Raw genomic sequence first — 12,542 nt, forward strand, 5'->3', positions numbered from 1 at the left:
AAGATGCATAAGCATTCTGTATGGTTACCCATGTGTTTCCATTTTGTAACCAAGTAAAAATCTTATAGGGTGCGAATGGGAGTTCCGGTGGGCCTGAAGCGCACGGGCTTGTGTCGCGTACCGGATCGAGTGGGGGGCATTGCGCAATGTCGCAGGACCAGATTGCGAAGCTGATGGCTATCGGCGGCAAAACGCAGCCGGCATCGACGGAGCATACCTTGAGCGCACCCGACGGTTTGCGTCAGGCGACCGGTCAGGCCGCGAGCCAAACCACGATTCAAAAAGGCTCGATGGACACGCCTCTGGCCCTGCCGCCGCCGTTGCTCGGTACGGAAAACCCACCGCCCTCGCCCACGACACCGATCAAACCCGACAATGAATTCGCGAACGACGAACCGCCGAGCCGCCGCGTCGCGCGCCGCCGCCCTGCAGGCCCCGTCCGCGGAAAAATCGCAGCGAACGACGATGTGCCGAGCATCGGCGGTCTGATCTACGCGCTCGAGCAAAAACCCTCGAGCAAGGTGTTCCGTTTTGCCGCCATTGGAAGTGCCGTCTGGGCCATCGTCGGACTGACGGTCGGCGCACTGACGATGGCGCCCGGCTGGCAGAGCGGCGAGTCGTTCGCCTCACTCTTGCTGCAGCCGACAACCTTCTACACCATCACGGCCATTGTCGCGCCGATAGGCATCATCTGGCTGCTCGCCCTCTTGAACTGGCACATCGCCTCGCTCGCTCTCAAATCCGCAACGATGAGCGAAGTTGCGATCCGTCTCGCCGAACCTGACAGAACCGCCGAGCAATCGATCGCGAGCCTCGGCCAGGCGGTCCGTCGCCAAGTGTCGTTCATGAACGACGCCGTATCGAGAGCCTTGGGCCGCGCCGGCGAGCTCGAAGCCCTCGTCCACAATCACGTCGCCGAACTCGAACGTTCCTACGAGCACAACGAACGCCGTATCCGCGAACTGATCAACGAACTAGGCGGTGAGCGCCACGCCCTTCTCGATACGTCGACGAACGTCACCGAAACGCTGAAAACGCTCGGCACCGAAATCCCGACTCTGATCGAAAAGCTTTCCCAGCAGCAGCTGACGCTTCGCGGCATCATTTCGAATGCGGGCGAAAACCTCGCAAACCTCGAAGGCTCATTGGCGACGGCCACCGGCCGCTTCGAAAACGCCGTCGGCTCGCGCACACTGCAACTGCAGTCCGTTCTCGAAGACTACACGTCGGCATTCTCGACAGCCCTCGGCGCCCGCACCGAACAGATGCGCGCCACGTTCGACGGCTACATGCAAACGCTCGACACGACGCTCGGCAATCGTACCGAGAATTTGCAGACCGTCTTCGAGGAATACGCACGCGCACTCGATACGACGCTCTCAAATCGTGCCCAGGCGCTCGACGTCCAGCTCGTCGAACGCACGCGCTCTCTCGACGAAGCGTTCCAGCGACGGCTCGAACTCTTCGACGATCAGATCGTGCGCTCGACATCGGCCATCGATCACGCCGTTAGCGAAAAGGCGTCGCTGCTCACCAACGCACTCGAACTCCATTCGCGCACGTTCCGCGAGACGATCGCGCATCAGGCGGCTGAACTCGACGATTCCGTGATGAACGGCATCAACGCCGTCCGCCGCACCAGCGAGAACATCACGCGCCAGACGATGAAGGCCATCGATGGCCTCTCCAAACAGTCCGGCGTTCTCCAGAACGTTGCCGAAAACCTGTTCGCGCAAATTCACGGCGTCACCGACCGGTTCGAGAACCAGGGCGAACAAATTCTCAAAGCGGCGAACGTGCTCGACACGGCAAACCTCAAAATCGAATCCACGCTTCAGTCTCGCCACGCCGAACTGTCCCACACCCTCGATCGCCTTTCCGGCAAGGCCGACGAGTTCGGACGCACGATCGCCGGCTACTCGACGAACCTCGAAGGCTCGTTTTCGAACATCGAACTCAAGGCGCGAGCCATCGCCGAAGAGCTTCGCGACAGTGCGGAAAACCGCTCTCGCGCGCTTATGGCGGAACTCGACCGCGTCAAGCACGAAACCGAAGCACAGGGCGAGCGCGCGCTCTCCGATCTCAGGAACCGGTTCCAGAACGTATCGGGCGAGCTCTCGCGCGAATTCGAAACATTGACCACCCGCCTGTCCTCCGCGTCCGACGAAACCCGCATGCGCGCGGCCGAAGCTGCGGCGACCCTCGCCCGCGAGCAGGCCCGCATTCGAGAAGAAGCCGCCCGCCTTCCGGCCTCGACCCGCGAAACCGCGGAATCCATGCGCCGCGCGCTCCAGGATCAGCTGCGCGCCATCGAGCAGCTGACGCAGATTTCCCAGCGCGCGAATGCACCGCGTGAGATCATTCGCCCCGAGCCCGCTCCGCCCCGCCTGGCAGGTTCGCTGACGTCCTCTCTCGTCCAGCAGGAAAGCTCGCCAAGCCGCGGCCGAGGCGCAGCTCAGCAGGAAACGCGGGAAGGCTGGTCTCTCGGCGATCTCTTGGCCCGCGCCTCTCACGAGGACGAGGCGCCCGCCCCCGCTCCGCAACCGCCGCCCGCTCAGGCTCCCGTTCGCCTCGACGTCGGAATGATCGCCCGCTCGCTCGACCAGGCAACGGCCGCCGCAATCTGGAGCCGTATCCGCGCCGGACAGCGAAACGTCCTTGTTCGCAGCATCTACGCCCCCGAAGCGCGCACGCTCTTCGACGAGATCTCAAACCGCGTCAAAACCGACCAAGAACTGTCGCAGTCGGTCTTCCGCTACCTCACAGACTTCGAGCGCATTATCAAAGAAGCAGAAGCGCGAGATTCGACAGGCCGTACCGCGCAAACGCATCTCGTTTCCGAAACCGGACGGGTGTACCTGTTCCTTGCCCACGCAGCTGGCCGCATTCGTTAGCCGGCGCGCCGCTTTGTGCGAGCCGGCGATGAAAATGATGCAAATCCGGGCCATTTCCGATGACCGCGCCGACCATCGAAGCTCGAGGCGAAGTCTGGCCTCTTAAAGAAGCGTTCGTCATTTCGCGCGGCGCGAAGACCGCCGCTGAAGTCGTCGTCGCGACGGTCTCCGACGGCAATCATCAGGGCAGCGGCGAAGCGGTGCCGTATGCCCGCTATGGCGAGACGGTCTCCGGCGTTCTCGAAGACATCCGCCGCGTAGCCGGCCGCGTGTCGAGCCGCGAAGGTCTCGCGAATGATCTGAAGCCCGGCGCGGCGCTCAACGCGCTCGACTGCGCATTCTGGGATCTCGAAAGCAAACGCACCGGCGTTCGCGTTTCCGAGCTTGCTGGACTTGGCGCACCAGTCGCGAAAACGACAGCGTTCACTCTCAGCCTCGACGCGCCCGAGACGATGGCCGAAAAGGCCGTGCAGGCTTCGCACCTTTCTCTTTTGAAACTCAAGCTCGGAGGCGCGGGCGACGACGCACGCATGCGCGCCGTGCGCGCGGCGCGTCCCGATGCCCGGCTGCTCGTCGACGCGAACGAAGCCTGGACGCTCGAAACCATCGGGCATCTCATATCCGTTGCAGCCGAGTGCGGCATCGAGCTGATCGAGCAGCCGCTTCCCGCAGATCTCGATGAGGCGTTGCACGGCGTCGATCGTCGTGTGCCGATCTGCGCCGATGAAAGCGTGCACACCGCCGCGGACATTCCTCGCCTCGCTGAGCTTTACGACGCCGTGAACGTGAAACTCGACAAGGCCGGCGGATTGACAGGTGCGATCGCCCTCGTCCGTGAAGCCCGGCGGCGGGACCTGAAAATCATGGTCGGCTCCATGGTCGCCACCTCGCTCGCCGTCGCGCCCGCGATGCTGCTTGCCTCGGAAGCCGACTGGATCGATCTCGATGGACCTATGCTTCTGGCGCATGATCGCGAGCACGGGATGCGCGTGGAAAATGGCGTCATCTATCCGCCGGATCCCGAACTCTGGGGTTGAGGCCGCTCATGCGGATTCCGCTTCTGCGAAGACGGCACTCTTCTGCGATCTGACGAGCCAGAGACCCGCAGCGAGCGAAATCGCCGATATGGCTGCCATCGCGAGATAGGAGAGCGAGCCTTCGCTCGCGTAAACCCAACCCGCGATCAACGTCGAGCAACCCATGGCGACGCCCGACGACATCGTCGCGTAAAGCGCCTGGGCGGTGCCCTGCTTCTCGCGCGGAACGGTCTCGTGAATGTAATGGATCGCACCGATATGCGACGCGCCGTACGTCAGGCCGTGCAGGATCTGCAGCGGCAGGAGCAAAGCCAGCGGCGGGTCGAAGGCCATCGTCAGCCAGCGCACGATCGAGGCCGCCGCGCCAAGCGCAATCAATCGCGCCGCGCCGATACGTTGCATGACGTGTCCGGAAACCGAGAACAGCAATACCTCCGCAAAGACGCCGATCGCCCAGAGGCTGCCGCTCCAGGCGGCTGAAAGCCCCTGCCGTTCCCAAATCAGAATGCCGAACGTGAAAAACGTAGCGTGCGCCGCGATCGCCAGACCGACCGCGACGAGAAAGAACCGGAAATCGCGCCGCTTCAGCAATTCGCGCAGCGCCTCCGCCCGCCACAGCGGCAGCGATGGCTTCACCGGCCCTTCGAACCGGTCTTGCGCCGGCAGAATGTGACCCGCGACGACCGTCAACGCGCAGCCGAAAGCAACGAGCCACACGCCCGCACCGCCTCCGAACGCGTTCATGACGATGCCGCCGCCAAAACTAGCAGCGACGAAGGACAAAGATCCCCAGAGACGCATCCGGCCGTAGTCGAGCCCGCGATGGCGCATTCCGTTCACCGCAATGGTCTCGATCAACGGCATGATCGTCGAGTTGCAGAGCATGAGGAGCGTCGCGAAGATAAGGATCGTGCCGAACGATGAAGAAGCCGCGAGCGCCAGGACGAAACCCAAGCACAGCCACGCGAGAATGATCAGGTATCGCCGGTGCGCCATCTCGCGATCGGCCGCCATGGCGACGACCGGCGTGACGAACAGCCGGAGGAACAGCGGAGTCGCGATCACGATGCTGATCTCGCCCGGCGTCAGGCCGCGCCAGTTCAGCCAGACCGGCATGAAGGGCACGTGCGTCCCATAGACGACGAAGAGCGCGGCGAAGAACAACGCCACCGGCGCGGCAAAGCTCCGCCTCGCTTGCCCTTCAGCGCTCATGTCTCGCCTCGCATGCCCAATTTGCTCAGGTCACCGTATAAGGTCGAACCGCATTGAATGATCAACAAGTTCCGCTTGGTTCAGCTCGAAGTTGTGTCTGCGCCCGCCAAGAATCACATAACTCATTAAGCTGATTTTTGCGGAGCAAAACACGGCCATGCAGGCTCTTACCTCGGTCATCCCTAGCGACACTGAAACCGAATATCGAGCTATCGAAACGACGCTGCTGGAAACCGCCCGCGGGCGTTGGTTTTTGGCCGAGCACGGACGGCGCGCCCGCCGGCTGGACAGCGCACTTCTCGAGGATGCGATCAAGCGCCTGCAAAGCTCGCTTCGCGAGCCGCCCGCCCTCCTCGGTCAGCTCAAGGCCGAAATCGAAGCCATCAAGGCACAAATGGCCGAGACGCGGGCCGCCCTGTTGGCGAGACCGGTGGTCGACGAAAGCATTCTGCCAAGCCAAGCGATCCTGAAAGCCGCGGAAGACATCCACGACATTGCCTGGTCGCTGCAGGCCAATCCCTTCGATCCGAAAGGCTGTGAGGAAATCGCCCGTAACGCCGGCCGGCTCTATGCCATGAGCCAGTCCCAGGCGGCACAGTCGAACCGCGTCGTCGCCGCTGCCGGCGCGCTCGAAACATCGGCGAACAAGCTCGAAGGCATTCTCGAAAGCATCATGCACGAGATGAAGGTCGACGACGCTGCGTAAAACTCTCGTAGAGAGACGCGCATAAAAAAAACCGGGCCACGAGCCCGGTTTTTTATTTTCCGCGTAAGGCCGCGCCTTACCACTTCGTACGCACACCAACCGAAAACAGATCGATGGAGGCCTGCGAGGTACCCGTAAATGTCGGCCCCGTAGCATGACCGTCAAACGTCGGGGGGGCCTGACTGATACCCCCATCCTGAACGAAGATGTGCGAATATCCTGCATCGAGCGTGATGGAATCACTCCACTTGTAGCTCGCACCGATGCTCAGCCAGACCCGATTGTTGTCGGGCACTTGCACGAGCCGTTCGGAAGCGTCCTGGATCGGCGACAGCTCATAGGCGATACCACTACGCAGCGTGAGAAGCGGAGAATAATCGTATTCGCCGCCAACCGAGAAGAACCACCCATCGTGCCAGTTCGCCGGGACCGCCAACTGGTTGCCGCCAGGAAGTGACAACGGCAGGCTCTTGAATGTGCTCCAGTTCGTCCATTCGATCGTGCCTAAGAGCCGTGTGGTGGGCGTGATCACCTGCCGCGCGCTCAACGTCACGATATCGGGAAGGGTGATTGAGACAACTCCCGGGACACTAGTGCCGCCGGTCAATAGCGCCGAAGCAAAAGTTCCCTCAAGATCGTGTGTCATCTGAGAGCGATAACCGAGACCTATGGTTGTGCCTTGTCTCGGCTCGAGCGTGATGCCCGCCGTCGCACCGAACGCCCAGTCGTTGCCTCCGAACCGAGCGATGTCGTCGGGAGTGTCGCGGAATTGCAGCTTCGTCTGCGCCCATTCGATCTGCACACCGGCACCGATCGTGATCCCCGGCGCGATGCGATACGCAATCGTCGGGTTGGCGTTCATCGTGATGAGCTTTGCGGTAACGCCTAAGTACGAACCCGGATAGTTGACGTTATCGGGCTTCGACGCCAATCCGAACGGCGAGTTGAGCGCGATACCAACCCAGACGTCTTTCCCGAGCTGATAGGCGCCGTAGCTTGCGCTGGTCGCGGCGTCGATGCCGATGTTGCCGCTGCTGCCGGATATGGGTGAGTTGATGTCCACATTCGCGTACGGCAGGATCAGCGTGTAGGACGATTCCGAATTCAGCCCCGGAAACTGCGCCGTCGCGGCCGGGTTCCAGAACATCGATCCAAGGCTGCCGCCCGCTGCAGAACCTGCAGACGCCGATCCGAGGAAAACCGTCGACTGTTCGTGGATGTCGAACCCACCGGCAGAAGCCGCACTGGACCAAGCCGCAACTGCAGCTACGCCTATTACCGCCCGCCCGAGTTGGCTCTTGAAAGTCCGCATTCCCCGCGCCCCCACGCATTCAAACAGCGTTTATTCTTAACTCTCACAATACGTGTATCTGGCCGTCTCTACACCGGCCGAAATGCTTTGCGGTGACCGAAGGCGTGCATCTGTGCCACTTGGGCAACAAAAAAACCGGCCCGCCGTAGGCGGACCGGTTCTTGCCAAGCCCCGTTTCAATCCCTCGAAACTTAGCTTGGCGCTCCCCCCGGAGTCTGTGAACGGCGTACATCGCCGAAGTCGCGCGCAAGCTGCCAAAGTCTCAGATGCCGCGCAAGACTTGACGCTTTTCTCAATGTGCGAGTCGAACCACTGAGATGCGCGCTCGCAACAGATGCGACTCGCACGGATCGAATGCACGAACTGGGAAACTACGTTTTCCGAAGCGCGAAATTATGGTCTACGGGACCGTTGCCGCCGCCGATGTGGATATTTGCGCCGGCCTCCAGCGCACGCCAGACGTAGAGCTTTCCGGCCTCGACAGCATCCGGCAGCGGCTTGCCATCTGCGAGACCTGCCGCGATCGCCGCTGACAACGTGCAGCCGGTGCCGTGCGTGTTGCGCGTGACGAGGCGCGGGCGGCGAAAAATATGATGCTCTCCTCCGTCGAAGAAAACATCGGTCGCCTCCGCGCCGACGCCGTGACCGCCTTTGACGAGGACGGACCCGCAGCCGAATGCCATCAACTCTTCCGCCTGCCTACGCATGTCGTCTTCCGTCGTCGCCTCCGGAGTGTCGAGCAGCCGGCTCGCCTCCGGAATATTGGGCGTGATCAACTGCGCTCTGGGAAGGAGCAGGCGGCGCACTGCATCGATGGCATCGGCCGCCAAAAGTACATCTCCGCTCGTCGCGACCATCACCGGATCGACGACCACGGGAACGTTCGGAATTTCCGTGAGAAGCCGCGCGACGGTCTCGACGGTCGCCACATCGCCGAGCATCCCGGTCTTGATGGCTGAAACGTCGAGATCGGAAACGACGGAATGAAACTGCGCGGCAATGAAGTCCGGCGATACCGGAAAAACGCCTGATACGCCGTGCGTATTCTGCGCCGTCAGCGCCGTGATGATCGTCGCACCGTAAATTCCGAAGGCGGAGAACGTCTTGAGATCCGCCTGAATGCCGGCGCCTCCCGAAGGATCGGACCCCGCGATTGTCAGCGCGATCGGAACGGTCAAGGCCGCCATCTCTTTCATACGAGCCCGCTCAGGGCATGCCCTTTTTCAGGATTTCGGCTCCAAGATCAGGGGACGTGATGTAGGATTCGATCCGGCCCAGCGCCGGAAAATTCTCGATCATCCACTGGCTGAACCAGTTCTGCGCGCCGAAAACGAACAGCAGACCCGTGATCACCAGCAGCAGGCCCATCAATTTCTCGAGCATCTCGAAATGGCGCTTGAACCCTTTCATGAAGCCGAGAAACGGTCGTATCGCGACCGCCGCGAGCACGAACGGAATGCCGAGCCCGAGCGAATAGACCAGAAGAAGACTGACGCCCGTCCAGAGGCTCGACGCACTCGCCGCGAGCGTCAACACGGTCGCGAGCACCGGCCCGATGCAAGGCGTCCAGCCGAACGCGAACGCAAGCCCCATCACGTAGGCGCCGGCAAAGCTCGCTTCCGCCGCTGCGGTCGAGTAGCGCGCTTCGTTATAGAAAAGATGGATGCGGAAAATGCCGAGGAAGTGCAGTCCGAACAGAATGATGACGAGACCGGCAACCGTTCCGAGAATGGCGCGATAGGACAGCAGTACCTGCCCTATCGTGCTCGCGCCGGCGCCAAGGCCGACGAACACGGTCGTGAATCCCAACACGAAAAAGACCGCGGAAATGACGACGCGCACCCAGACGCCGCGATCGATCCGCTCCTCACCTGTGAGCTGATCGAGCGTCGTTCCACCGATATAACCGAGATAGGGCGGCACGAGCGGCAGCACGCACGGCGACAGAAAGCTGGCGAGCCCCGCCAAGGCGACGCCGAAATAGATTTGAGCATCTGCCAGCATTGCCGCCTGCTTTCTAACGCACCTTTTTCGTTTGCCTTCGCGCTCGACTAGCGCGTGAGCGCCGCGACGCCCGGCAATTCCCGTCCTTCGAGCCACTCGAGGAACGCGCCGCCCGCAGTCGAGACATAGGTGAAATCGTCCGTCACGCCAGCGGAATTCAACGCCGCCACGGTGTCTCCGCCACCGGCGACCGACACGAGCTTACCAGCTTTCGTCAAAGCTGCGGCAGCACGCGCGAGTGCGAACGTACCATCGCCGAATGGCGCAATTTCGAACGCCCCGAGCGGACCGTTCCAGAGCAACGTTCTAGTGTGCTCGAGCAAAGCGCTGGTGCGCGCAACGGACTGCGGACCGACGTCGAGGATCATGGCGTCGTCAGGAACATTGCTGACGGTGACGACCTTGTGCGCGGCCCCTTCCTTGAACTCCGTTGCAACGACCGCATCGACAGGAAGAACGATCTCGCAGCCCTTCTGTTTGGCTTCCGCCATGATGTCCCGCGCGGTGCCATGGAAATCCGGCTCCGCCAGAGACTTTCCGACCGCGACGCCCATCGCCTGCAGAAATGTATTCGCCATGCCGCCGCCGATGATGAGGTGATCGACCTTCGCGACAAGGTTTGTCAAAACCGGAATTTTCGTCGAAACCTTCGCGCCGCCAACAACTGCTGCCGTCGGGCGCTGCGGCTTTTCGAGTGCCGTCCTGAGCGCGTTGATTTCTTCCATCAGCAGCGGACCGGCATAGGACGGAAGAAAATGCGTCAGCCCCTCGGTCGAGGCATGCGCGCGGTGCGCACACGAAAACGCGTCACCGACGAAGATATCGCCGAGCTTGGCAAGCTCCCCGGCGAACGCCGGATCGTTCTTCTCTTCTCCCTTATGGAAGCGCAGATTTTCGAGAACGGCAACGCCGCCATCGTTGAGCTTGCCGACCGTGCCGGCGGCTTCCGCACCTATACTGTCGCCGCTGAATGCGACTTCCCGGCCCAAAAGGCGTTGCAGCGTCTCCGCAATTGGCCGCAACGAGAGCTCGGCGTCGGGACCGTTCTTCGGCCGCCCGAAATGCGAGATCACGATAACCTTTGCACCGCGATCAGCCAGCGCGTTGAGACCCGGAAGCAGACGCTCGAGGCGCGTCGCGTCTGTCACCTTCCCATCGCGCACCGGAACGTTGAGATCGGCCCGAACGATGACGCGCTTGCCTTTGACGTCAATGCCGTCCGTCGTCTTCAACTTGTCGAGGTTCATTCGACTACCGTTCCGATTTTCAGATGCTGCAAATTTGCGTGTGGTCAGCTCGTCATCAGGATTTCGCTATGACGCGGCGCGCTTCGTCCGCGACATGCGCCGCCGTGATGCCGAAGTGCTCGTAAAGCTTGCCCGCAGGTGCCGACCCGCCGAAACTGCTCATGCCGACGAAGGCATCGGACTTGCGAAGCCATTCAAACCAGCTCTGCTCCGTGCCTGCTTCGACCGCAACGCGTGGCACGTCGCCCAGAACCTCGCTCTGATAGCTTTCAGGCTGCGCGCGGAGGAGCTCGAACGACGGCACCGAGACGACGGCTGCGCCGATGCCGTCCTTTGCGAGAGCGGCAGCTGCTTCGACAGCAAGGCCGACCTCGGAACCCGTCGCGAGCAGCGTCACGTCGCGCTTGCCTTCGGCCGACTTCAGAACATAGGCGCCCTTCGCGCTCAGGTTCTCGCTGCCGTCGGTGCGAAGATTGGGAACCGCTTGCCGCGACAGAGCCAGGACCGAGGGTCCCGCTTCCGAAACAATGGCAAGCTCCCAGCATTCGGCGGTCTCGACGCCGTCGGCCGGACGAAACACCTTGACGTTCGGGATCGCGCGCAGCGAGCTCAAATGCTCGACGGGCTGATGCGTCGGTCCATCTTCGCCAAGGCCGATCGAGTCGTGCGTCAGCACGTAAAGCACGCGCTGCTGCATAAGGGCCGAGAGACGGATCGAGGGACGGCAATAATCGGCGAAAACCAGGAAGGTGCCGCCATAGGGAATGAAAGAGCCGGAAAGCGCGAGGCCGTTCATCGCAGCGGCCATGCCATGCTCGCGCACGCCGTAGTGGATGTAGTTGCCTCCGAAGTTCTCAGGCGTCACCGAGTTGTGATGCTTCGTCCGCGTGCCGTTGGATCCCGAAAGATCGGCAGAGCCGCCAATCAACTCTGGCAGCACCGGCACCAGACGCTCGATGGTCAGCTGCGACCAGACACGCGTCGCGCGCTTTGCGCTATCGCTGGCGAATGCACTCTTCGCTTCGGCAATCGCTTTCGCGACAACGTCCTTCGTATCCCGCCCCTCGATCAAGGCTTTCGCTTCGGGGCTCGCGTTGGAAAGGCGCTTGATCCAGTCGGCGCGAACCTTCGAATGCGCGCTGCCGACACCGCGCCACGCGGCGAGGATGTGATCGGGAATCTCGAACGGCGCATAAGGCCAACCGAGCTTCTCGCGCGTATTCTTGATCTCTTCAGCGCCGAGCGGTTCGCCATGCGCCGACGATTTGCCGGCCTTGTTCGGCGAGCCGTATCCGATCTGCGTCTTGCAGGCGATAAGCCAAGGCTTCGACGGATCACCCTTGGCCGTTTTAATCGCTGCCGAGACGGCTGCAGCATCGTGACCATCGACGCGGACCGTGTTCCAGCCCGACGCTTCGAAGCGCTTCACTTCGCTGTCTGACACCGAAAGACTGGTCGCGCCGTCGATGGTGATCGAGTTGTCGTCCCAGAGCACGATCAGCTTGCCGAGCTTCAAGTGTCCCGCAAGCGAAATGGCTTCCTGGCTGATGCCCTCCATCAGACATCCGTCACCGGCAATGACGTACGTATGATAATCGATGAGGTCCGAGCCGACGCGCGCCGCGAGCAAGCGTTCCGAGAGCGCCATGCCGACTGCATTGGCGAGGCCCTGCCCCAGCGGACCTGTCGTCGTCTCGATCCCGGGTGCGTGGCCGTATTCCGGGTGCCCGGCGGTCTTCGATCCAAATTGACGGAAGTTCTTGATCTCCTCGATCGTCATTCCGGGATAGCCGGTGAGATAAAGGAGCGAATACAGCAGCATCGACCCGTGACCGGCCGAGAGCACGAAGCGATCGCGGTTCGGCCAGTCGGGCGCGCTCGCATCGAACTTCAGAGCTTCAGTAAAGAGCACAGTTGCAGCGTCGGCCATGCCCATCGGCATTCCAGGATGGCCGGAATTGGCCGCCTGAACGGCATCCATCGCTAACGCGCGGATGGCATTGGCCATTTCACCGAGGCTTGCTGCCTGCGACGTGTCGGCCTTGGTCTGGACTTTACTCATTCTGTTCGTGGGTCCGTTTTCATAAGCGCCACGGGCGCCGCCGTAAGGTCGAGGGACATTTACCGGGG

The 12,542-nt window shown here is 61.9% G+C and carries 9 protein-coding genes; 3 read left to right on the plus strand and 6 right to left on the minus strand.

The genetic code is table 11. The annotated features are described in order from the left end of the window. Positions 1–146 precede the first annotated feature (146 nt). Entirely contained in the window at positions 147–2,894 is a 2,748-nt protein-coding gene (locus AB4Z24_RS08860; RefSeq protein WP_441707561.1) for a hypothetical protein, read from the plus strand. Positions 2,895–2,953: 59 nt separating this feature from the next. Further along, complete coding sequence (gene dgcA / locus AB4Z24_RS08865; RefSeq protein ID WP_441707563.1) at positions 2,954–3,931, plus strand: N-acetyl-D-Glu racemase DgcA; 978 nt, start codon at positions 2,954–2,956, stop codon at positions 3,929–3,931. A 6-nt stretch (positions 3,932–3,937) separates the two neighbouring features. On the opposite strand, the gene AB4Z24_RS08870 is transcribed toward dgcA, so the two are convergent. Continuing rightward, complete coding sequence (locus AB4Z24_RS08870) at positions 3,938–5,143, minus strand: MFS transporter (protein WP_441707565.1); 1,206 nt, start codon at positions 5,141–5,143, stop codon at positions 3,938–3,940. Between the two features lie 157 nt (positions 5,144–5,300). Here AB4Z24_RS08870 and AB4Z24_RS08875 point away from each other — a divergent pair, with 157 nt between their 5' ends. After that, positions 5,301–5,849: a hypothetical protein gene (locus tag AB4Z24_RS08875; protein ID WP_290989422.1), complete on the plus strand. Its 549-nt coding sequence runs from the start codon at positions 5,301–5,303 to the stop codon at positions 5,847–5,849. 76 nt (positions 5,850–5,925) lie between these two features. Here the strand turns inward: AB4Z24_RS08875 and AB4Z24_RS08880 are convergent, their stop codons facing one another. The 5 genes from AB4Z24_RS08880 to tkt form a co-directional block, all read right to left on the minus strand. Next, entirely contained in the window at positions 5,926–7,161 is a 1,236-nt protein-coding gene (locus AB4Z24_RS08880) for an OmpP1/FadL family transporter (protein WP_441707567.1), read from the minus strand. Between the two features lie 371 nt (positions 7,162–7,532). Then, on the minus strand, positions 7,533–8,348 hold the full coding sequence (thiD, locus tag AB4Z24_RS08885) for a bifunctional hydroxymethylpyrimidine kinase/phosphomethylpyrimidine kinase (RefSeq protein ID WP_441707793.1): 816 nt from the start codon (positions 8,346–8,348) through the stop codon (positions 7,533–7,535). Positions 8,349–8,367: 19 nt separating this feature from the next. Then, positions 8,368–9,165 carry a cytochrome c biogenesis CcdA family protein gene (locus AB4Z24_RS08890; RefSeq protein ID WP_441707569.1) on the minus strand — a complete coding sequence of 266 codons (798 nt, stop codon included), beginning with the start codon at positions 9,163–9,165 and terminating at the stop codon, positions 8,368–8,370. A gap of 47 nt (positions 9,166–9,212) precedes the next feature. After that, positions 9,213–10,412 (minus strand): phosphoglycerate kinase, encoded by a 1,200-nt coding sequence (locus tag AB4Z24_RS08895; protein WP_441707571.1) that lies wholly within the window; start codon positions 10,410–10,412, stop codon positions 9,213–9,215. Positions 10,413–10,467: 55 nt separating this feature from the next. Beyond that, entirely contained in the window at positions 10,468–12,474 is a 2,007-nt protein-coding gene (gene tkt, locus AB4Z24_RS08900; RefSeq protein ID WP_441707572.1) for a transketolase, read from the minus strand. Between the last annotated feature and the right edge of the window lie 68 nt (positions 12,475–12,542).

The sequence above is a fragment of the Hyphomicrobium sp. 2TAF46 genome, assembly GCF_052114865.1.
Classification (GTDB): Bacteria; Pseudomonadota; Alphaproteobacteria; order Rhizobiales; family Hyphomicrobiaceae; genus Hyphomicrobium_B.